The organism is Leifsonia sp. McL0618 (assembly GCF_049994905.1).
Classification (GTDB): Bacteria; Actinomycetota; Actinomycetes; order Actinomycetales; family Microbacteriaceae; genus Diaminobutyricibacter.
The window spans coordinates 4,117,121-4,136,973 of the sequence record NZ_CP188258.1 but is presented as its reverse complement, the minus strand read 5'-3'; the positions used below and the strand labels follow the sequence as shown (position 1 = coordinate 4,136,973).

The window sequence follows — 19,853 nt, the reverse complement described above, 5'->3', positions numbered from 1 at the left end:
AGACATTTGGGCGGATGCGCGGGAGTACGCTGGCGACATGACGGACGCAGTGCAACTGGCTCGCTCCGTCGCCGCAACCGGGGGCATCCGCACCGTCGTCCTCGTCGAAGGCGTGAGCGACCAGGTGGCGATCGAGACCCTCGCGGGACGCCGAGGGCGTGACCTTGCAGGAGAGGGCGTCGCCATCGTTCCCATGGGCGGCGCGATGAGCATCGCCCGTTTCCTGGACGAATTCGGCCCCGCCGGGCTCGACCTGCAGCTCGCGGGGCTCTGCGATGTGGGCGAGGAGCGCTTCTTTCGGCACGCAGTCGAACACGCCGGCCTCGCCGACGCGGTCGATCGTGAGCGGATGGAGGCCCTCGGCTTCTTCGTCTGCGTCGCCGACCTCGAAGACGAGCTCATCCGCTCGCTGGGCGCCGGCCGCGTCGAAGAGGTGATCACCGAACAGGGCGACCTCGCCGCGCTGCGGACGTTCCAGCAGCAGCCTGCTCAGCGGGGACGCACGCGTGAGCAGCAGTTCCGGCGCTTCATGGGTGTGCGGAGTGGGCGGAAAGCCCACTACTCGCAGTCGCTGGTCGAGGGCCTCGACCTCCGGAGCGCGCCGAGGCCCCTCGACCTGCTTCTCGCCCGGCTCTGACCCGACAGGACCGGGACGAGAGGGTCAGACGACCGGGTCGTCCGTACTGGTGACCCGGCGCTCGACGCGCTCACCGGTGACCGGGTCGACGCCTGCGCGGGCGGAGGTGACAGCGCTGCGTCGACGCGCGAGCAGCACGATTCCGAGGATGACCATGATCAGGCCGGCCGCCATCAGGATGTAGCCGACAAGCACCACGTTGATCCAGGTGACTTCCACGTGCAGCGCGAACGCCAGGATCGCTCCGATCACGAAAAGCACAATTCCGGTACCCAGGCTCATGACGAGCCTCCTTCCAGTCGCCGACGCAGAGTTGCGCCGATTCGGCCGTACGGGACCGACGGTACGCCTGCATCCGGAAGACCGGACACCCCCTTGAAAGTTGCGGCTAAACGAGGTATGGCGCGAGTTCCGCCTTGATCGCGGCCGACGGCTTCGCGCCGACGAGCGTCTTGACGACTTCTCCGCCCTTGAAGACCTTCATGGTCGGAATGGAGAGGACACGGTAGCGCTCAGTGACTTCGGGGTTGTCGTCGGAGTTGATCTTCACGATGCGGAATCCCGGATGCTCTTCGGCGGCGATGTGTTCGAGCACTGGCGTGACGGCACGGCACGGCCCGCACCATTCCGCCCAGAATTCCACAAGGGTGGTGCCTTCTGACCGGAGGACCTCTTCATCGAAGGTGTCGGCCGAGACGGATGGAATGGTGGACATCAGTGTTCCTCTTTCCTGTCGGACTGGATGTCTGGGATGGTGACGGGCGCTGCACCGACTGCGGCGAACTCGCAGAGCGGCCGGGCACGGGTCGACGCATCGGCGATGACGTCGGCGAGGGCGCGACGGCGTGCTTGCAACTCGGCGATGCGTCCGTCGAGGGAGGAGATCGTGGCGCGGTAGGCGGCGACGGATTCGGCGCAGTCGTCGGCGCGTTCGTTGCCGGCGACGAGGCAGTCGAGGAACGGCCTGGTCTGCTCGGCGCCGATCCCGAGGGTTCGGAGGGACTGGATCTCACGCACCAGTTCGATATGCGATTCGTCGTAGTCGCGGTAGCCGTTCGACAGCCTTCTCACTGTGAACAGCCCGAGCGACTCGTAGTAACGCACCGTCTTCGTCGACACTCCTGCGCCGCGTGCGACCTCGCCGATCTTCACCGAGATCACCTCCTTCTCTGACGATAAACCTTGTCCACAGGGGAAAGGTCAAGTACCGCGAAATCCGCGATGATTGATGGATGAAGACCACGACGCTTCCGCACACCGACCTGAACGCTTCGAACATCATCCTCGGGCTGATGAGGATCTCGGAGCTCAGCGACGAGGAGATCCGAACGCTCGTCGGCGCCGCGCGCGACGCCGGAATCAACTATTTCGACCACGCCGACATCTACGGCACGGAGCGCCACGGGTGCGAACGCCGGTTCGGCGAAGCGGTGACGTTCACCCCCGCAGAACGCGAGGCGGTCATCATCCAGTCGAAGGTGGGCATCCGCGACGGGTATTTCGACTTCTCGAAGGAGCACATCCTCCGCAGCGTCGACGAATCCCTCGAGGCTCTGAACACCGAGTACCTCGACGTGCTCCTGCTGCACCGCCCCGACACGCTCGTCGAGCCGGCCGAGGTGGCGGAGGCGTTCGATACGCTCCACGCCGCGGGCAAGGTGCGCAACTTCGGCGTCTCGAACCAGACACCCGGTCAGGTCGAACTGCTGAAGCGCTGGGTGTCCCAGCCGCTCGCGATCAACCAGGTGCAGCTGAGCATCACCCACTCTCCGATCATCGCCTCCGGCATCGCCAGCAACATGATCGGCCTCGACCAGTCGATCGACCGCGACAACGGCATCCTCGACTACAGCAGGCTCAACGACATCACGCTGCAGGCCTGGTCGCCGTTCCAGAAAGCGTTCTTCGACGGCGTCTTCCTGGGCGATCGTGAGGCGTATCCCGAGCTCAACACCGTCATCGACGAGCTCGCGGCCGCCTACGAGGTCGCTCCGGCCGCGATCGCGGTGGCATGGATCACGCGCCACCCGGCGAACATGCAGGTCGTGCTCGGAACGACGAAGGTCCCGCACCTCCTCGACTCGGTGGACGGCTCAGATTTGCCGCTCACGCGCCAGGAATGGTATCGGCTCTTCACCGCGGCGGGGCACATCCTTCCGTAGTTGCGTTGCGTGCGGGTGCGTTTGCACGCAGGAATCGTGCGCCGCAAGCAGGATTCATGACTGAATTATGCGCGCGACCTGCGCGTATGGGAGCCTGTCGTAGCCGCACAACGGCACACGGGGCGAAAGGATGCTCATGGGACGACACGACGAAGAAGCCGCTATCGCCGGGCCCGCGGAAGCGGCACCCGGACCGAAGCGCATGCATGAGGTCTCGACAGAGACCGAGAGTCTCGTCGATCTCGTTCTCGACTACTCGCGCCGCCGCATCCTGAGCAGTGACACCCCGCTCGACCAGCCGCGCGCCGAATACGAGCTCCGGCGCCTCGCGGGCAACACGATCGTGGAAGGCGGCATCGGCGCTCGGAGGGCGCTCGAGCTTTTCGAGAACGTGCTGGCACCCGCCTGCATCACGACCGACCATCCGCAGTACCTGTCCTTCATCCCCACCGCGCCGACGAAAGCCGCGACCGCATTCGATCTCGTCGTCTCGGCCAGCGCCGTATACGGCGGGTCCTGGCTCGAAGGTTCGGGCGCTGTCTTCGCCGAAAACGAGGTGCTGTCGTGGCTGGCGGCCGAATTCGGGCTGCCCGTCGGCGCCGGCGGCGTCTTCGTCCAGGGGGGAACCCTCGGCAACCTGTCGGCGCTCGTCGCAGCGCGCGATCACGCACGCTCCCTGCGCGAAGAACGCGGGCTCGGGCGGCCAGACCGCTGGAAAGTGGTCTGCAGTGCCGAGGCGCACTCCTCGATCGCCTCGGCCGCGCGGGTCATGGACATCGAAGTCGTTCCGGTTGCGCCGGGCGCCGGCGGCGTACTCTCCGGTGACGCCGTGCGTGAAGCGCTCGCCGAACACGGCGACTCCGTCTTCGCTGTCGTCGCAACGGCCGGCTCGACGAACTTCGGGATCGTCGACGACATCGCATCCATCGCGGCGCTCAAAGACGGCTTCGACTTCTGGCTGCACGTCGACGGGGCTTACGGGCTCGCCGCAATGCTCTCGCCCCTGGCCCGCGACCGCTTCGCCGGGGTCGAGCGCGCCGACTCGGTCATCGTCGACCCGCACAAGTGGCTGTTCGCGCCGTTCGACGCCTGTGCGCTCATCTACGCCGACCCGGAGATGGGCCGCCGTGCCCACACGCAGCACGCCGAATACCTCGACACGCTCACCGAGACGACCGAGTGGAGCCCGTCGGACTACGCGGCACACCTGACGAGGCGCGCCCGCGGACTTCCGCTCTGGTTCTCGCTCGCAACCTACGGCGAGACGGCGTACCGCGACGCGATCAGCGCATCCATCCAGCTGGCACGTGACATCGCCGAGGAGATCGACCGGCGTGACGGGCTGCGTTTGGTGCGCTCCCCACAGCTGTCGGTCGTCGTGTTCGAACGGGATGGCTGGTCGCGGGCGGACTACTCCGCGTGGTCGGCGCGCCTGCTCGACGAACAGCGAGCGTTCGTCACGCCGAGTTCGCACGAGGGGCGGCCCAACACCCGCTTCGCGATCGTGAACCCGATGACGACCTTCGAGCACCTGACGGGCATCCTCGACACGATGTGACGGTGCGGCCGGGCCCGCGCTGCCCGGCCGCGCGTCGCTCGCCCGGCCCGCCTACTCTGCCGCGTCGAAGAGCTCGACGACGCGCGACTCGAGCAGTGGCACGATGCTGTCGAGCACCAGCCGCTTGAAATGCGGGGTGGTGCGATGGTCTTCGAACGCCGCGCGCGAGACGTACCGTTCGAGCAGCACCACCTGCCGCGGGTCGGCGACCAGCGCGCAGACATCGAACGCGAGGTTCCCCGGCTCCGTCCGCGCGGCTGTCGCGAGCTCGCGCAACAGCGCGAGCACGGCCTCCTCATTGCCCGGTTCGATCGTGTAACGGGCGATCACCTGAACTTCGGCCACGATGCGACCTCTCTCCGTCGAATGCGCAACCAATCTACGACCGTCGGCTGCGCTGTGGGTCTGGAGCTGCGCATCCGACCCCGCTCATTAGACTGCGGACATGCCGCTCGAGAGCCCGTACCGCTGGTTCGTGTACCTCGAGATCGCGCTCGCCGTCGTCACCTTCATCGCGCTCTGCTTCGTCGTCGCACCCTACGGCCGGCACGGTCGCGGCGGGTGGGGGCCGACCGTTCCTGCGCGCGTCGGCTGGATGATCATGGAGAGTCCGGCATCCCTGCTGTTCCTCATCTTCTACCTGTTCGGCGACCATCGGGCTGAGCTGGTGCCGCTCGTGTTCCTGGTGCTCTGGCAGGTGCACTACGTGCAGCGGGTGTTCGTATACCCGCTGCTGATTCGCAGCGGCTCACGGATGCCTCTATCGGTCATGGGGATGGCCATTGCGTTCAATGTCCTCAACACCTGGGTGAACGCTCGCTGGATCTCGGAGTACGGCTCGTACCCGACGTCGTGGCTCGCAGACCCGCGGTTCATCGTCGGGGTCGTGGTGTTCGTGGCCGGGTTCGTGCTCAACCTGGGGTCGGACCGCATCCTCCGCCGGCTCCGTGCGCCGGGCGCGGGCGGCTACCGCATCCCCTACGGTGGCGGCTATCGGTTCGTCTCCAGCCCCAACTACCTCGGCGAGATCGTCGAATGGACCGGATGGGCGATCGCGACCTGGTCGCTCGCCGGCTTCTCGTTCGCCCTCTACACGTTCGCGAACCTCGCCCCGCGCGCGATGGCGAATCACCGTTGGTACCACGAGACCTTCGACGACTATCCGCCGGAACGCAAGGCCCTGATTCCGTTCGTCATCTGACCCGACGCGGCATCCGACATCGCCAGGGCGGTTTCCATGACGTTCAGGCGTGACCACAGCTGGCCATTGACACCGTAACCATGACGGGCGACCGCGAGGCCGGCCTGCGCCAGCCGTTTGATTCCACCGGGGGCAGCGATCAATTCCGCAATGCGGTGCACGATGTCGTCGGCCGATGGCTGCACGATCAGAATGTTCCGCCCATCCATGAACAGCCTGTTCTGAGCAAGTGCATCCGTGGCCACGATCCCGGCCCCGCAGAGCGCCGCCTCGATGACGGAGCCGAGCGGGAAACCATCGAACGCATTGGGCTCGAGCACTCGTGGCCGGTTGGGCGAGAGCACGAGGTCCATCGTGCTGAACGCGCTCTTCAGGTCCCTCGTCGTGAGCTCTCCATGGAACGTCAGGCACTCGCCGAGGTCGGTTACGTCGATGTCGTCTTCCGTGAAACCGCCGATGACGTGGGCCTCCACGGGGATGCCCTCCGCGCGCAGGCCGCGCACCGCGTCGATGAAGATGTCATAGCCTTTGTCCTCGCCGCGCGGAGTGTACTTGTGAGCCGCGAAGCACAGACGCAATGTGCCGGAGCCGACGTTGGAGCCGGCGTAATAGTCATCTCGGAATCCCGCGCCCGGACCGAGGTAGGTGGGGCTGACGACCACCCCGTAGATCTCGTCGACGACGACGTGCGGAGCGATCGCGCGCACATGCTCGGTCACGAACGGCTGCGTCGTGATCACTGATTGCAGGAGTGGCGAAGCGAGCACCGCCGCGAGCTTGTCGTCGGCTTCGGGAGTGCCCAGATTGAGCCCGCCGCCGGGGTACAGGGTCACGACGAACGGCGTGTCCGTCGCTTCAAGATCGTTCAGGAAGTGCGCCGCATTGTTCAGGAAGGTCATCCACGCGAGCGAGGCACCCTGAAGGGCGTCGGGCGAATACGGTCGTACCCGATCGGCGAGCTCGGGGTACTGCGCCACATACAGCGGGAGGGTCTCCAGCAGTGGCTGTGTCGTGAGCACGTGGGAGACCGCGTCTCGTTGCATCAGCCAGTTGAACTCCGCAATGCGAAAGCCGGTCGCGAGGTTGGGGAAGATGTCGTCCAGGATGACGACACCCTGTCGCGGACTCATTTGCCGGTCGCCTGTCTCAACTGTCGTGCGACGCGGGCCGGCCAGGTGCGGATCGGGACTTCGCGCATGCGCGTCCAGACATGCTTTGCCAGTTCGCCGCTCGACGCCGTCCAGATCACGCGGCCCCAGGTCGTTCCAGCCTCGATCTGCGATAACCATTGGCGGGTGGTCTCTGACATCTCGTGTATCTCCGTGCCCGCGAGGGCGTGAAGGTTCAGATCCGTGAAACCGTACCGGGACCGCATCAGCAGCGAGGTGTTCTCGTCTCCGAGCAGAGTCCGAAGTACCCGCAACCCGTGGACGCGGTTCGGTTCAGACATCGCGCACGGCAGGTTGCACCAGAGCAGGGCGATTTCACACGCCCGCTCATCAGCGAAGGTCAAATGCGGATTGACCATCACATCGCCGAACGCCTCGATCAGCAGTTCGTCGCTGCAGCCCTCGAAGAATCGTTCATCGACCGCGATGTGCTCGTTGAAACCCCTGATCACATTGGCGCGACTGTTCGCACTCGCGTTCTGCTCGGCCTCGAGCAAACGAAACCGGACCAGGTCTTCGTCGCCGAGGACGATGATGGGCCACTGCTTGACGAGAGCGATCCATCGGTCGAAGTCCGGCAGCTGACGCATCCGGTTGTCATACAACCCGTGATTCATGTAGAACTCGCGACGGATGACCACGCTGGGGTGGCACAGCGCGTTTCCGTTCTCGAAGAAATAGCGCAGCCACTGCGCCTGGGAACGATTTCGCTGACGGAAGACATTGTGCCAGTGCGGGATGCGCTCGGGCGCCAGGAGCTCACCGTCCGCGCCGACGAACCTGGCGCTGGTGAAGACCGCACCCACCTCGGGGTGCGCTTCGAGCTCTGCGAGCTGCCGATGCAGCTTGTGGAGTTCCCACGCGTCATCCGAGTTGATGACCGCGACGAACTCAGCGCGAGCCTGCTGGATGGCGAAGTTGAGCGACGACGCGGCCCCTTGGTTGGTATCGAAGCGATAGACCCGGACTCTCGGGTCCGCGAACCGCGCGACCACCTCCATCGATCGGTCGGTCGAGGCGTCATCCACAATGATCAGCTCGAGGTCGGTCATCGTCTGGTCGAGAACGCTCGAGATCGCCTCCTCGATCCAACGCTCATGGTTGTACGAGGTCATCACGACGGAGACACGTGGCGCGGGTCCGGCGACGCGCGGGATGGACAGGGCCACCTCCGAAGGCAACGGGACGGCCGGACCATCGAGTACATCGGTGATCTGGGTCGCGCGCGCCTCGAGATCGTGCAGCAGGCGTGTCAGCTCGACCTGGACTTCCGGCGACGACAGTTCGATGTAGCGGGGAAGGAGACGACGGACGCGTTCGTCCCGCTGCTGCCGGGAGGCCGACGACCACTCGCCCGACGAATGCTGTCGGTACAGGGTGAGCACCTGGGGGATGAACCCTGCGTCACCGAATGCCAGGACGGACAGGTTGACCATCCAGTCGTACGAGGTGATCTCGAACACTTCCGGCGAGAGCCTCTCGAGGGCGTCCGCGCGGTACATGCACGCGCTGAAGGTCGCGAACCAGTTGACCTCGGCCAATCGCCGCGCGTTCAGAGACGTCGACATCCGCGAAAAGCCGATCGCCGGCGCAATGCTCGCGCCGCCGTTCGACTCGTCATAGAGAAGGACCCGGCACGCAACCATCGAATGCTCGGGATGCGTGACCAGGTGATCGATCTGCAGTTGCAGTTTGTCGATCGAAATCCATTCGTCGTCACCCTCGAGCACTCCGACGAAATCGCCGCGAGCCGCGGCGAACCCGCGAGCGTAGTTGAGAGTGATGCCGAGGCGCGGGCCTTCCGGGAGCACCGTGATGTCGAGTTCGCTCGTTTCGGCCCACTCGAGCAGGCGTTCGCGAGTTCCGTCGGTGGACGCGTCGTCGGCGACGAGCACGTCGAATGAGTGGGAGGAGTCCTGCGATTCGATCGAGGCGATCGCCCGGTCGATGAAAGCGATGTGGTTGTACGTGACAAGCAGTACGGTGGCGACGGGGTCTTTCACAGGTTTTTGCCTTTCTGGTGCCAGCGCACGATATCCGCGATGCGATCGGCATCCTCCAGACCGAGACCGCCGTACAGCGGCAACGCGATCACTTCGCTCGCCGCCTTGCGGGCGACGGGCAGGTTACGCGCACTCGGAAGGGCGTTGTACGGTTCGACGTCGCTGCACAGCGGTGAGAAGTACTTTCGGCTGATGACGTTCAGTGAACGGAGCGTCTGATGCAGATCGTCCCGCGTGCTCCCGAATTCCTCCGCATCGATGCGCAGGACGAAGTACTGGACGATGCCTTCGCCCCCGGCCACGATCCGAATGCCCGGAATCGACGACAACACCTCGACATAGCGGGAGGCGATGCCGAGCCGCTGGTCGATTTCCGCGTCCATGAGGTCGAGCATCGAAAGCCCCATCGCGGCATGCACCTCGGACATCTTGCCGTTCAGGCCGAGGCCCCTCACATCATGCTCGTTGACAATCCCGAAGTTGCGGATCAATCGCAGGCGGTGGTCCAGATCTTCGCTGGCGGTGATCAGGGCGCCGCCTTCGACCGAGTGGAACAGCTTCGTCGCGTGGAAGCTGAGCATCGTGATGTCGCCGAGGACGTGCGGCTGCTTCTCCATGACAGGAGCCCGCCGGCCGAAGATGTGTGCCCCGTCGTAGATCACGCGAAGATCGTGCTTGCGTGCGATGACGTCGATCGCCTTTGTGTCGCAGAAACGTCCGTAGACGTGGGTGCCGACGATCGCTCCGACCTCGGGGTCCAGCACCTCTTCGATCCTGGTCGGGTCGAGGGTGAGCGATTCGTCGTCGATGTCGACGAAGACGGGTTCGAGGCCGAGAAGCGCGATGGCGTGAACGGTTGCAGGAAATGTGAACGGAGTGACGATAACCTTGCGGCGCTCCAGGCGGAGTGCGCTGACGGCCGCGACGAGCGCCGTCATGCCGTTGTTCCACAGCGATGTGCGCCCGACACCGACGCGTTCACCGACGGAGAGCTCGAGCATTTCATGCATCGGCCCCATATTGGTGAGGATGTTGGTGGCCCAAATCGTCTCGAGCCGTCGCACATAGTCCGTCAGCGGGGGGAGTGCCGGGCGGCTCACATACACCGGACGCTCGAACGGCAGCGGTGTTTTCACGAGCGGGCTCCTTCGGCAAACCGTGCATGGTTGGCGAGCACGCCTTCGCGATCGCGATCGCGCAAACGCCTGTTGCCGAGGTAGACACCCCACGGTTCGAGGTCACGGGTCACAACGGTCCCCGCGCCGACGGTCGCTCCTTCGCCGATGGTCACGCCGGGCAGGACGACTGCGTTGGCGCCGATCACGCAGAAGCGGCCTACCGAGACGGGCGCGCGCTTCGTGTTGCGGAATTTCTCGTCGAGCGTCGAGTTGCCGAAGCCCCATCCGGTGAAATCGTCGGTGCCCGTCAGAATTCGTGCGCCCTGGGAGAGCGCGACGAAGTCTCCGAGCGTGACTTCCTGACCACCGGTTATCGAGGAGAAGCACGCCAGGTGCACGTAGTTGCCCAACGTGATCGGCTCGCGCGCGACGACGAGCACAAAGTCATCGATGAGAACCGGGTCGCCGAATCGAATGTGCTCTCGTCCAACGATTCGTGCACTCTCATAGATTGTTTGCATGTGTTCCCGCCTAAGATCTCGAAGAAGCATAGTAGACAGGTGAGTATCCCTTTATGCCGGGGCGAACCCCAGGTGAACGTCCAACCGGGGATCCCAGTGAACGCTTGATATCCCGAGGTCGACTGTCCCCCAAATTGGGGTGAAATGTCGCCTTCATCAGATACCGGCCGGAAGCGAATCCAGGTATGCCTGGATCGTGCTGTCCGCCGGACCGACCGCGAGCAGGTCGCCGTGATTGAGCCACGCGGCCTGGTCGCACATTTCGCTGACGAGGTCCATCGAGTGACTGACGAGGATCACTGTCTTGCCCGCTGCGCTGAAATCGGCGAACTTCTGACGGCACTTCTCCTGGAATTCGGCGTCGCCCACGGCCAGCACCTCATCGACGACCAGGATTTCGGGGTCGACGTGGATGGCGATGGAGAAGCCGAGCCTGACGTACATCCCGGTCGAATAGTTCTTCACCGGTTGGTCGATGAATTCTTCGACGCCGGAGAACGCGACGATCTCATCGAATTTCCTGGTGACCTCTTTCTTGGACATCCCGAGGATCGATCCGTTCAGGAACACGTTCTCACGGCCCGAGAGCTCCTGGTGGAAGCCGCTTCCGACTTCGAGCAGGGCCGCCGTGCGCCCGTTCGCCGAAATGCTGCCCTTCTCGGGGTAGTAGATCTTGGCCAGGCATTTCAGGAGGGTGGATTTTCCCGAACCGTTGCTGCCGATCAGGCCGAACGTGGAGCCGACCGGAACGGTGAAAGAGATGTCCTTCAGGGCCCAGAAATCCTGGTGCACAGACACGCGGCCGCGCATGATCGCGGACTTCAGCGATTGGTTTCGCTCGTGGTAGAGCCGAAAACGCTTGCTGACGTTCTCGACGTTGACAGCGATGTCACTCACAGTGCTTCAGCCAGCCCTTTCTCGTTGTGACGGAAGACCCAGAGTCCGATGGCCAGTGCGACCAGTGCCGCCACGGCACAGTAGAGAACGTCATCCACCCGGGGCCAGCGGTTGTCGTAGAGGAGGTTGCGGAACACCTCCACGAATCGCTCCATCGGATTGAGCCGGTAGATGTCGTAGACCGTGACCGACGTCCCCAGCAGGCCACCGATGCGATCGGACTCTGTCTGGATCAGGGAGACGGGGTAGATGATCGGCGTGAGGTACATCCACATCTGCAACAGGATGCCCATGAAGTACTGAGTGTCGCGGAAGTGCGCATTCGCTATCGAGAGCATCAGGGCGAGACCGGCCGCGAAGACCGCGAGGATGATCATCATCAGGATGACGAACGGGAGCCAGGGAAGAACCCAGGCTCCGCAGATCATCAGGACGACGACGAGCACGCCCATCTCGAAGAGCCAGTTGAAGCCGACAGACCCCACGGTCGACAAAGGCAGGACGATCCGGGAGAAGTACACCTTCTGGATCAGGCCGGCGTTGGCGATGAGGCTGCCCATACCCGTCTGGACGACCGTCGCGAAGAACGTCCACGGAAGCAGGCCGCACAGCAGCCACACCGGGAACACGTCCAGGCCGCTCGGGTTTCCCGGCGCAGGCGTCACGCGAAGGATGAACGCGAAGACGATCGTGTAGACGAGCATCGTCGCGAGCGGATTGACAAGCGACCAGAGCTGCCCGAAGATCGTGCGTTTGTACTGTCCCCGGATCTCGCGCAGGGTGAGGTTGTAGAGGAGTTCGCGCGAGGAGAGGACTTCTTGTAAATATGACATGAGGCCCCAGTTAAGCGATTCGGCCAGACGGCCAGCGCACAAGGGTAGCCTAGCTACCCCACAGCCGCTCTCAGGTTCGCTCTAAGAGTCCAGGGCACGCAGGGCGCGGTCGAGCGAGCCGCCGAGCGACCACTGTGCGCCGAGGTCGTCGGCCGCGGTGCGGCGCGCCTCGTCGAGGGGGCGGATGCGCGCATCGAACGGCTCGAAGGCCAGGTCGCGTGCGACTTCGACAACGCGCGGCGCGACCGCGAGGTAATCGGATGCTGCGCGGAGCCGCGTGCGCACCGCCGGCGACAGAGGCGTTTCGGCATCGTTCGCCGCGTCGATGATCCCGTCGAGGTCGCCGAATTCGCGCAGCAGGCCCGCTGCCGTCTTCTCCCCGACGCCGGCCACACCGGGCAGCCCGTCGGACGGGTCGCCGCGCATCACGGCGAAGTCCGCGTACTGGCGTGGCGTGATGCCGTATTTCGTCTCGACGACGGTGTCTGTCACGACTTCGAGGTTGCTCATGCCTTTGGCGGTCGAGATGACCCGCACGTCGGTCGCGTCGTCGATGAGCTGCAACAGGTCGCGGTCGCTGGTGACGATGTCGACGGGAACGGTCGCCTGCGTCGCGAGGCTGCCGATGACGTCATCCGCTTCGTACCCGGGGGCGCCGACGATCGCGATGCCGAGGGTTTCGAGCAGGTGGCGGATGATCGGCACCTGGGTGACCAGGAGTTCGGGAACCTCTTCGACATCCACCCCTCCCGGAACGGCCTGCGCGACGCGATGCGCCTTGTAGCTTGGGATCAGGTCGACCCGCCACGCGGGGCGCCAGTCGTCGTCCCAGCAGGCGACGAGCTGCTCCGGCCGGTAGTCGGTGACGAGTCTCGCGATGATGTCGAGCAGCCCGCGCACCGCGTTGACGGGTGTGCCGTCGGGCGCACGAACGGTGTCGGGCACCCCGTAGAACCCGCGGAAGTACAGCGCTGCCGTATCGAGGAGCATCAGTCGCCCGGTCACATCTCCGATCTTGGCACGCACCCGGCCGAACCATCCGATGCTCAGCAAACTGTTCAGGTGGCTGAAGAGTTTGCTAGAGTCGAACACATGGCTACAGGTGCACGCAGAGCAGACCAGACCGACACCGCAACGGCGGTTGTGACGGATGCGCTGGCCGGCGACCTCCGGGTCGCGCTCGGTGCCCTGATGCGGCGCCTCCGCCAGGAAGGCACGATCGGCGATTTCACGCGCTCGCAGCTCGCCGCGCTCGGCCGCATCGAGCGCGAAGGGCCAACGACCCTCAGCGAGCTCGCCCGTGCAGAAGGAGTGCGACCGCAGTCGATGGCCGCGACTGTGGCAGTGCTCGAATCCTCAGGCCTCGTCTCGCGCACGCCCGACGAGCGCGATGGCCGCAAGTCCCTCCTGCACCTCACGGATGAGGCACGCGACCAGTTCGCAACGGGCCGCCTCGCCCGCGAAGACTGGCTGTTCCGCGCCATCCGCACCACCCTCACCGAGGCCGAACAGACCGAGCTCGCCGTGAGCGTCGACCTCCTCCGACGTCTCGCCGACGCATCATGACGGCAGGCAACACGACCGAACCCGGAACGACGATGAGCGACGACAAGCCGTTCCGCTGGACCTTCACGGCCCCGTTGCTGCTCGGGTCGACCCTCAACCCGATCAACAGCTCGATGATCGCGACGGGTCTCGTCGGAATCGGAGTCGACTTCCACTCCGGCCCGGGCACGACCGCCTCGCTCATCTCGGTGCTCTACCTGTGCAGCGCCGTGATGCAGCCGACCATGGGCAAGCTGTCGACCATCTTCGGTCCGCGCCGGGTGTTCCTCGCGGGCATCCTGATCCTGCTGGCCGGTGGAGTGATCGGCACGCTCGCGCCTGCGTTCGGCTTCCTGCTTCTGTCGCGCGCCCTCATCGGTGTCGGCACCTCAGCCGCATACCCGACCGCCATGGCGCTCGTGCGCCGGCGGGCAGACAGCGTCGGTATGGGCGTCCCGTCGCGCGTGCTCGGCAATTTCTCGATAGCGTCGCAGGTCACGGCCGTCTTCGGGCTGCCGCTCGGCGGCGTGCTCGCCGGCGCGTTCGGATGGCGTGCCCTGTTCGCCGTGAACATCCCGCTCGCGCTCATCACCCTCGTCGCCACCCTGCTCGGTGTCGCGAAGGATGCGCCGATCCTCCGCCGGGATCGCGGCGGCCTGGTGCGGTCGCTCGACATCCCGGGAATCGTGCTGTTCGCGGGCACGATCGTGTCGTTGCTGCTCTTCCTCTCGAGTCTCGCCGCGCCGGTCTGGTGGCTGCTCGCTGTCGTCGTCGCGCTCGGGGCCGCGTTGGTGTTCTGGGAGCGGCGCGCATCGCGCCCGCTCATCGATGTGCGGATGCTCGCCCGCAACCGCCCCCTGCAGCGCACCTACCTGCGCCAGACCCTCGTCGCCCTCGGCATCTATGCCACCCTGTACGGCACGAGCCAGTGGATGGAGCAGAGCGCCGGCCTGTCCGCGTCGGCCGTCGGTCTCATCCTCCTTCCGCTGTTCGGCATCAGCATCGTGATCGCGCGGGTGGTGTCGGGCCGCGGCTGGGTGCGCTGGCCGCTGATCCTCGCGGCGGTCGCGATGGTCCTGAGCTCCGCAGTCATGCTGGTGATCACGAGCGGGTCGAGCGTGTATGTCCTCATCGGCATGTCACTGCTGCTCGGTTTCACCAACGGCTTCAGCGGATTCGCGAACCAGGCGACCCTGTACGTCCAGACCCCGGCCGACGAGATCGCGGTCGCATCCGGTCTCTATCGCACCTTCGCGTACATCGGTGCCATCTTCTCGTCGAGCCTCATCGGCATCTCGTTCGGACCGGCAGCGACAGACGCCGGCCTGCACGCGCTCGCGTGGGTGCTGGGCGGGCTCGGTGTCGCCGTGCTGGTGCTCACGGTGCTCGACCGCAGCATCCCGATCGTCGCTGAAAAGTAGGCGATCGGTTCAGCGATCGACCCCGCTGTCCCCACTTCGCGGGACGTATGCGCGGCACCGTATGTCTTTGCTTTCGCTGGGCGAGACCGATCAATAAGCTGTGCGTCATGGTTCTGCTCCCGGTGCTCGTACTGCTGATCATGGTCGGTGCGCTGATCGACATCATCCTTCGGTCGGAATTCCAGGTGAAGCACCTGCCCAAATTCGGCTGGATCCTGCTGGTGATCTTCCTGCCGTTCATCGGCAGCGTGCTGTGGTTCACGCTCGGGCGTGAGTACCCGGCGCCCGGACCCCGCACCCACACCGGCGGCGGGCGGTACCACTCGCAGGCGCACGCGCCCGCCAGCTTCGAGCGCCCGAAGTCGACCGAGGAGCAGCTCGCGGAGCTGGAGCAGGAGATCGAGTTCTACCGCCAGCAGCAACGCCTGAAGGAGCGCGGCACCGAACTCGACGGGAACCCCAGCGCCTGACGCCGGGTGCGCCGCGCTGACCGCACCCCCGCGAACGGAATCGGATACGCGGAATTCACTTTCGTTCGGACCCGCTCGGTGGGACAGTGAAGTCATGGCGAAGACAACGATCGAAAAGGCAGTCGGGTTCAACCCGATCTCAACCCTCCACGACATGGGATTCCGCAGCGATCAGGCCTATGCGGCCGGGTTCGCGTCGATCATCCTGTCGGTACTGGCGTGGCTCGTCTCGCGCGGCAAGAAGGACGAACGCGCGCAGTCCGACCGGTGGGGCATCTTCATCGGGCACTGGGCTCCCACATTCTTCGCGATCGGGATCGCGCTCAAGCACGAGGAGTGAGCGCTCCCGAGCGTGCTCGTTCGGGACGAGAGTGACAGGTCCGCCGGTCACGCTCGTCCGGAACTGTCACGCTCGGCCCCGAAACGGGCGGCGCGAGCGTACCCTGAAGCCAGGAGTGCGCGATGGCTGAACATGCGCCGGGCCCGATGGCCGGCAAGACAGTCCTGGTGACAGGTGGAACGGGCGGGATCGGCCGTGCGACCGCGCTCGGCCTCGCCTCCCTCGGCGCCCGCGTCGGCATCACGGGAAGGGATGCCGTACGCACCGCGACGGCCGCCGCCGCCATCGCCGGTGAGGCTGGCAACGCATCCGTCGATCCGTTCCCGGCCGACATGTCGTCGCAGGCCGAAGTGCGCAGGCTCGCGACCGCGGTACTCGACGCCTACCCGCGGCTGGATGTGCTGGTCAACAACGTGGGCGGCTTCTGGGCCACCCGTCACGCCACCGCCGACGGCCTCGAGCACACATACGCGGTCAACGTGCTCGCGCCGTTCCTCCTGACCGGCCTGCTGCTCGACAGGCTGACGGCGAGCGCCCCCGCACGCATCGTGACCGTGTCGTCGGGAGCACAGCGGATGGGCCGCATCGATTTCGACGACCTGCAGGGCGAGCGCGACTACTCCGGGCAGCGCGCGTACAACCAGTCGAAGCTGGCGGACATCCTGTTCACCTTCGAGCTCGCTCGGCGTCTCAGAGGCACCGGAGTGACAGCGAACACGCTCCATCCCGGGCTGGTGCGCACCTCGTTCGCCGCCGAAGACTCGTCGGCCGCCTGGAAGGTCATGATCCCGCTGCTGAAGCCGTTCATGAAGTCGCCCGCCCGTGGTGCCGAGACGTCGATCTACCTGGCCTCGTCGCCCGAGGTCGAAGGAGTCTCGGGTGTCTACTTCGCGGGCCGCAAGCCTGCGACCGTGAACCCGATCGCGAACGACACCTCCGCCGCGGCGCGCCTGTGGAAGGCGAACGCAGCGCTGGTCGGCGCAACAGCTCGCTGACGCCTCCGGACGGACCTCTGGACATCCTTAAGTTTTCCTAAGGAAACGTGCAGGCAGCACCCGGGTCGACACAGAATCCTGAAAGCTACCGGCTGGGATGATCGGCGACAGCACCTTGGAGGAACGGCGGATGGGAGCACGAACGTGAGCGTCATCGCGACTCCGCGCCGCGTGAGCGTTCGCGGGCCGGGCCCAGGCGCGCAGCGCCGCCATTCGCGGGTCGTGCGGATCGTCATCGTCGCCGGCGGACTCATCGTGCTCTGGATGTGGTGGGCCGGTGTGCCGTCGACAGCCGCAGCCACGCCCTCCGCGCTTGTCATGACGTTCGGCGAGCTGAGCGGCATGGTCGCCGCCTACCTTGTGTGCGCGCAGGTGCTCCTGATCGCCCGAATCCCCTGGTTCGAGCGGGCTGTCGGCCTCGACAAGCTCGTGCTCTGGCACCGCACGCTCGGGACGACGGTCGTGCTGCTCGTCGTCACCCACGTCGTGGCCATGATCGTCGGCAGCGAACTGCTCGACCACTCGATGCCGTGGTCGGAACTCCTCTCGATCCTCAACAACTACCCGGACATGCTGGCGGCCCTGCTCGGCACCGCCGCGTTCATCGCCGTCGGCCTCAGCAGTGCGCGCCTCCTTCGGGCGCGGCTCTCCTACGAGGTCTGGTATTGGCTCCACCTGACGACCTATGTCGCAATCTTCCTCACCTTCCTCCACCAGCTGAGCGCAGGCACGCATTTCATCTCCAGCCCCGTGAACCGCGTGGTCTGGCTCCTCCTCTACCTGGGCACTGCATCCGCCGTACTGACCTGGCGTTTCATCCTGCCCACGATGGACGCGTGGCGGCACCGGATGCGCGTCGAATCCGTCGTGCGCGAGAATGCGGGCACCACGAGTGTCTGGTTCGCGGGCCCCCACCTCGACGAACTCGGCGTGCGCGCAGGAAACTTCCTGCTCTTCCGGTTCCTCTCGTGGGGACACCTGCTCACGGCGCACCCGTACTCGGTGTCGCGCGTGCCACACGACGGGCGGCTGCGCATCACCGTCGGTGCGCTCGGCAACCATTCGGCGCTGGTGCGCGAACTCAAGCCGGGCACGCTCGTCTTCGTCGAGGGGCCATTCGGGCACTTCACGGCGGACCGGGCGAGCCGGGAACGCATCCTCCTCGTCGCCGGCGGTGCGGGGATCGGTCCGGTCAGGGCGCTCGCCGAAGAGCTCACCGCCAGAGGACTGACGCCGGTGCTCATCTACCGCGCGCACTCCGCAGGGAACCTCGCCCTGCTCGACGAACTCCAGGCGATGCCCGGACTGACGGTGATCCCGGTCGTCGGACGGCGCAGCGAACTGGGCTGGGACCCGCTCTCGCCTGCCGGGCTGGCGTCGGTCATCCGGGATCTCCACAACTGGGAGGTCTTCATGTGCGGCCCAGAAGGCATGATGCTGACCGTCGAAGCGTCGCTTCGCGAACTGCAGGTGCCGAAACGCTTCATCCACCGAGAAGAACTGAGCATGTCATGAGGCGCAAGAAGTGGAGAGGCACGATCCTCTTCGTGGTCATCCTCACCGTCATGGGACTCACGGTCGGACTGCGGCTGTACGGCGCCGGACAAGCGACGACGGCCTCGACCCATGCGGTGTCGCTCGCGCCGACCACGAGTGCGCCGCCCACGCCGTCGCCGAGCACCAGCGCCCCGGCGGCGGCCGCGCCGAGTGCGTCGGCGTCTGCGCCCGCCGCGGCTGCGCCGAGAACCGTGGATGGGGCTGTCGAGCAGACGCCGTACGGACCGATCCAGGTGCAGCTGACCTACACCGGCACGAAGATCACGGCGGTCACCGAACTCCAGTCGCCGAGCGACCGGGGCCGCAGCGTCGAGATCAACCAGCAGGCCGGCCCGATCCTGGAGCAAGAGGTGCTCTCGTCGCAGTCCGCGAAGATCGACACGGTGTCCGGCGCGACGTACACATCGGACGGCTACGCGCAGTCGGTGCAGTCGGCGATCGACAAGTCGTGAGGTTCCTCGAGACGGTGATGGGCATCCCGATGTCCATCGACATCAGGAACGCGGGCGCAGGCGCGGATGCGGATGCGGGCGCGGATGCCTGCACGGACGCGGCGGCCTCGGCGTTCGCGGCCATGGCCGATGCCGACCGGCGCTTCAGCACCTATCGCGACGACAGCGAGGTCTCCCGGGTCGATCGCGGGCTCGTCGACGAAAGCGCGTACAGCGATGATCTTCGCGAGGTCCTCACGATCGGGGACCGCTTCGCCACCGCTTCCGGTGGGGCGTTCCGGGTGCGCCTGCCGGGTGGTGGCCTCGACACCGACGGTGTCGTCAAAGGGTGGGCGGCGTCACGGGCCGCCGACGTGCTGCGGTCGCGCGGCGTCACCGACTTCTGCCTCAACGCCGGCGGAGACGTCGTCGTCAGTGGATCCCCTGGCGCGGGCGCGGGCTGGAACGTCGGCATCCGGTCGCCTTCGGACCCCGCGCGGATGTGGGCGGTGCTCTCGGTCACCGACTGCGCGGTCGCGACCTCGGGCGCCTATGAGCGCGGCAGGCACATCGTCGACGGACGGAGCGGACTGCCGGCACAGGGCCTGACGAGCGTGACCGTGATCGCCGACGACCTGACGACCGCCGATGTGCTCGCGACGGCCGTCTTCGCGCTGGGCCCCGACGGTGTGCCCTGGGCGCTCGGCCACGGGGCTACCGGTGTGCTCGCCCTCACCGAACCGGGCGCCCCGCTCGCCGCAGGCCGCGTTCCCTTCGCGGCCCCGTAACCCGCAAACCGCTCCGCCTTCCGACCGAAGGTGTCCGATAGCGGCTGCAATGCCCCTGCGAATTTCCAGAGATATGCGTTCGCATGGGCATTTCGATGTGACATCCGGGTAACGAACCCATAACATCGGATGGGTGTCCCGACGATCGGTTGGTTTTCGTCGGGTCGCTGAGCCGACGCGATCACGACCGATCCGCGTCATTGCGAA

The 19,853-nt window shown here is 65.8% G+C and carries 23 protein-coding genes; 12 read left to right on the top strand and 11 right to left on the bottom strand.

Features of this window, described 5'->3' with window-relative positions:
* Window positions 1-37 precede the first annotated feature (37 nt).
* Window positions 38-637 carry a TOPRIM nucleotidyl transferase/hydrolase domain-containing protein gene (locus ACPPVQ_RS19825; RefSeq protein ID WP_426517161.1) on the top strand — a complete coding sequence of 200 codons (600 nt, stop codon included), beginning with the start codon at window positions 38-40 and terminating at the stop codon, window positions 635-637.
* 24 nt (window positions 638-661) lie between these two features.
* On the opposite strand, the gene ACPPVQ_RS19820 is transcribed toward ACPPVQ_RS19825, so the two are convergent.
* The 3 genes from ACPPVQ_RS19820 to ACPPVQ_RS19810 form a co-directional block, all read right to left on the bottom strand.
* Entirely contained in the window at window positions 662-919 is a 258-nt protein-coding gene (locus ACPPVQ_RS19820) for a DUF6458 family protein (protein ID WP_426517159.1), read from the bottom strand.
* Between the two features lie 106 nt (window positions 920-1,025).
* On the bottom strand, window positions 1,026-1,352 hold the full coding sequence (gene trxA, locus ACPPVQ_RS19815; RefSeq protein ID WP_426517157.1) for a thioredoxin: 327 nt from the start codon (window positions 1,350-1,352) through the stop codon (window positions 1,026-1,028).
* Entirely contained in the window at window positions 1,352-1,789 is a 438-nt protein-coding gene (locus ACPPVQ_RS19810; protein ID WP_426517155.1) for a MerR family transcriptional regulator, read from the bottom strand. Before ACPPVQ_RS19810 ends, trxA begins: the two co-directional genes overlap by 1 nt.
* 80 nt (window positions 1,790-1,869) lie before the next feature.
* On the opposite strand from ACPPVQ_RS19810, the gene ACPPVQ_RS19805 reads away from it, so the two are divergent.
* Both ACPPVQ_RS19805 and ACPPVQ_RS19800 read left to right on the top strand, forming a co-directional pair.
* Window positions 1,870-2,799, top strand: a complete 930-nt coding sequence (locus ACPPVQ_RS19805) for an aldo/keto reductase (RefSeq protein ID WP_426517153.1) — start codon at window positions 1,870-1,872, stop codon at window positions 2,797-2,799.
* Window positions 2,800-2,935: 136 nt separating this feature from the next.
* Window positions 2,936-4,357 (top strand): pyridoxal phosphate-dependent decarboxylase family protein, encoded by a 1,422-nt coding sequence (locus tag ACPPVQ_RS19800; protein WP_426517151.1) that lies wholly within the window; start codon window positions 2,936-2,938, stop codon window positions 4,355-4,357.
* A gap of 51 nt (window positions 4,358-4,408) precedes the next feature.
* Here the strand turns inward: ACPPVQ_RS19800 and ACPPVQ_RS19795 are convergent, their stop codons facing one another.
* Entirely contained in the window at window positions 4,409-4,702 is a 294-nt protein-coding gene (locus ACPPVQ_RS19795; protein WP_426517149.1) for a putative quinol monooxygenase, read from the bottom strand.
* A gap of 100 nt (window positions 4,703-4,802) precedes the next feature.
* Between ACPPVQ_RS19795 and ACPPVQ_RS19790 the strand changes: the two genes are divergently transcribed.
* On the top strand, window positions 4,803-5,558 hold the full coding sequence (locus ACPPVQ_RS19790; RefSeq protein WP_426517147.1) for a DUF1295 domain-containing protein: 756 nt from the start codon (window positions 4,803-4,805) through the stop codon (window positions 5,556-5,558).
* On the opposite strand, the gene ACPPVQ_RS19785 is transcribed toward ACPPVQ_RS19790, so the two are convergent.
* The 7 genes from ACPPVQ_RS19785 to ACPPVQ_RS19755 all read right to left on the bottom strand — a co-directional run bounded on the left by ACPPVQ_RS19785 (window position 5,516) and on the right by ACPPVQ_RS19755 (window position 13,089).
* Window positions 5,516-6,688 carry a glycosyltransferase gene (locus ACPPVQ_RS19785; protein WP_426517145.1) on the bottom strand — a complete coding sequence of 391 codons (1,173 nt, stop codon included), beginning with the start codon at window positions 6,686-6,688 and terminating at the stop codon, window positions 5,516-5,518. The genes ACPPVQ_RS19790 and ACPPVQ_RS19785 overlap by 43 nt on opposite strands.
* Window positions 6,685-8,730 (bottom strand): glycosyltransferase family 2 protein, encoded by a 2,046-nt coding sequence (locus ACPPVQ_RS19780; protein ID WP_426517143.1) that lies wholly within the window; start codon window positions 8,728-8,730, stop codon window positions 6,685-6,687. The genes ACPPVQ_RS19785 and ACPPVQ_RS19780 overlap by 4 nt, the downstream gene beginning before the upstream one ends.
* A complete protein-coding gene (locus ACPPVQ_RS19775; RefSeq protein ID WP_426517140.1) occupies window positions 8,727-9,866 on the bottom strand; it encodes a DegT/DnrJ/EryC1/StrS family aminotransferase in 1,140 nt (379 codons plus the stop codon). Before ACPPVQ_RS19775 ends, ACPPVQ_RS19780 begins: the two co-directional genes overlap by 4 nt.
* Window positions 9,863-10,369, bottom strand: a complete 507-nt coding sequence (locus ACPPVQ_RS19770) for an acyltransferase (RefSeq protein WP_426517136.1) — start codon at window positions 10,367-10,369, stop codon at window positions 9,863-9,865. The genes ACPPVQ_RS19775 and ACPPVQ_RS19770 overlap by 4 nt, the downstream gene beginning before the upstream one ends.
* A gap of 156 nt (window positions 10,370-10,525) precedes the next feature.
* Window positions 10,526-11,266 (bottom strand): ABC transporter ATP-binding protein, encoded by a 741-nt coding sequence (locus ACPPVQ_RS19765; RefSeq protein WP_426517134.1) that lies wholly within the window; start codon window positions 11,264-11,266, stop codon window positions 10,526-10,528.
* Window positions 11,263-12,099 (bottom strand): ABC transporter permease, encoded by an 837-nt coding sequence (locus ACPPVQ_RS19760; protein ID WP_426517132.1) that lies wholly within the window; start codon window positions 12,097-12,099, stop codon window positions 11,263-11,265. The genes ACPPVQ_RS19765 and ACPPVQ_RS19760 overlap by 4 nt, the downstream gene beginning before the upstream one ends.
* Window positions 12,100-12,180: 81 nt before the next feature.
* Window positions 12,181-13,089, bottom strand: a complete 909-nt coding sequence (locus ACPPVQ_RS19755; protein WP_426521331.1) for a 5'-3' exonuclease — start codon at window positions 13,087-13,089, stop codon at window positions 12,181-12,183.
* 102 nt (window positions 13,090-13,191) lie between these two features.
* Between ACPPVQ_RS19755 and ACPPVQ_RS19750 the strand changes: the two genes are divergently transcribed.
* The 8 genes from ACPPVQ_RS19750 (at window position 13,192) to ACPPVQ_RS19715 (ending at window position 19,646) form a co-directional block, all read left to right on the top strand.
* Window positions 13,192-13,665 carry a MarR family winged helix-turn-helix transcriptional regulator gene (locus ACPPVQ_RS19750; protein ID WP_426517130.1) on the top strand — a complete coding sequence of 158 codons (474 nt, stop codon included), beginning with the start codon at window positions 13,192-13,194 and terminating at the stop codon, window positions 13,663-13,665.
* Window positions 13,662-15,065, top strand: coding sequence for an MFS transporter (locus ACPPVQ_RS19745; RefSeq protein WP_426517128.1), 1,404 nt, complete (start codon window positions 13,662-13,664; stop codon window positions 15,063-15,065). The genes ACPPVQ_RS19750 and ACPPVQ_RS19745 overlap by 4 nt, the downstream gene beginning before the upstream one ends.
* A 107-nt stretch (window positions 15,066-15,172) precedes the next feature.
* Entirely contained in the window at window positions 15,173-15,535 is a 363-nt protein-coding gene (locus tag ACPPVQ_RS19740) for a PLD nuclease N-terminal domain-containing protein (RefSeq protein ID WP_426517126.1), read from the top strand.
* Between the two features lie 94 nt (window positions 15,536-15,629).
* Entirely contained in the window at window positions 15,630-15,875 is a 246-nt protein-coding gene (locus tag ACPPVQ_RS19735) for a hypothetical protein (RefSeq protein ID WP_426517124.1), read from the top strand.
* 122 nt (window positions 15,876-15,997) lie between these two features.
* Window positions 15,998-16,870 carry an SDR family oxidoreductase gene (locus ACPPVQ_RS19730; RefSeq protein WP_426517122.1) on the top strand — a complete coding sequence of 291 codons (873 nt, stop codon included), beginning with the start codon at window positions 15,998-16,000 and terminating at the stop codon, window positions 16,868-16,870.
* A 144-nt stretch (window positions 16,871-17,014) separates the two neighbouring features.
* Window positions 17,015-18,385: a ferredoxin reductase family protein gene (locus ACPPVQ_RS19725; protein WP_426517120.1), complete on the top strand. Its 1,371-nt coding sequence runs from the start codon at window positions 17,015-17,017 to the stop codon at window positions 18,383-18,385.
* On the top strand, window positions 18,382-18,879 hold the full coding sequence (locus ACPPVQ_RS19720) for an FMN-binding protein (protein ID WP_426517118.1): 498 nt from the start codon (window positions 18,382-18,384) through the stop codon (window positions 18,877-18,879). The genes ACPPVQ_RS19725 and ACPPVQ_RS19720 overlap by 4 nt, the downstream gene beginning before the upstream one ends.
* Entirely contained in the window at window positions 18,876-19,646 is a 771-nt protein-coding gene (locus ACPPVQ_RS19715; protein ID WP_426517116.1) for an FAD:protein FMN transferase, read from the top strand. Before ACPPVQ_RS19720 ends, ACPPVQ_RS19715 begins: the two co-directional genes overlap by 4 nt.
* The last annotated feature ends 207 nt before the right edge of the window (window positions 19,647-19,853 follow it).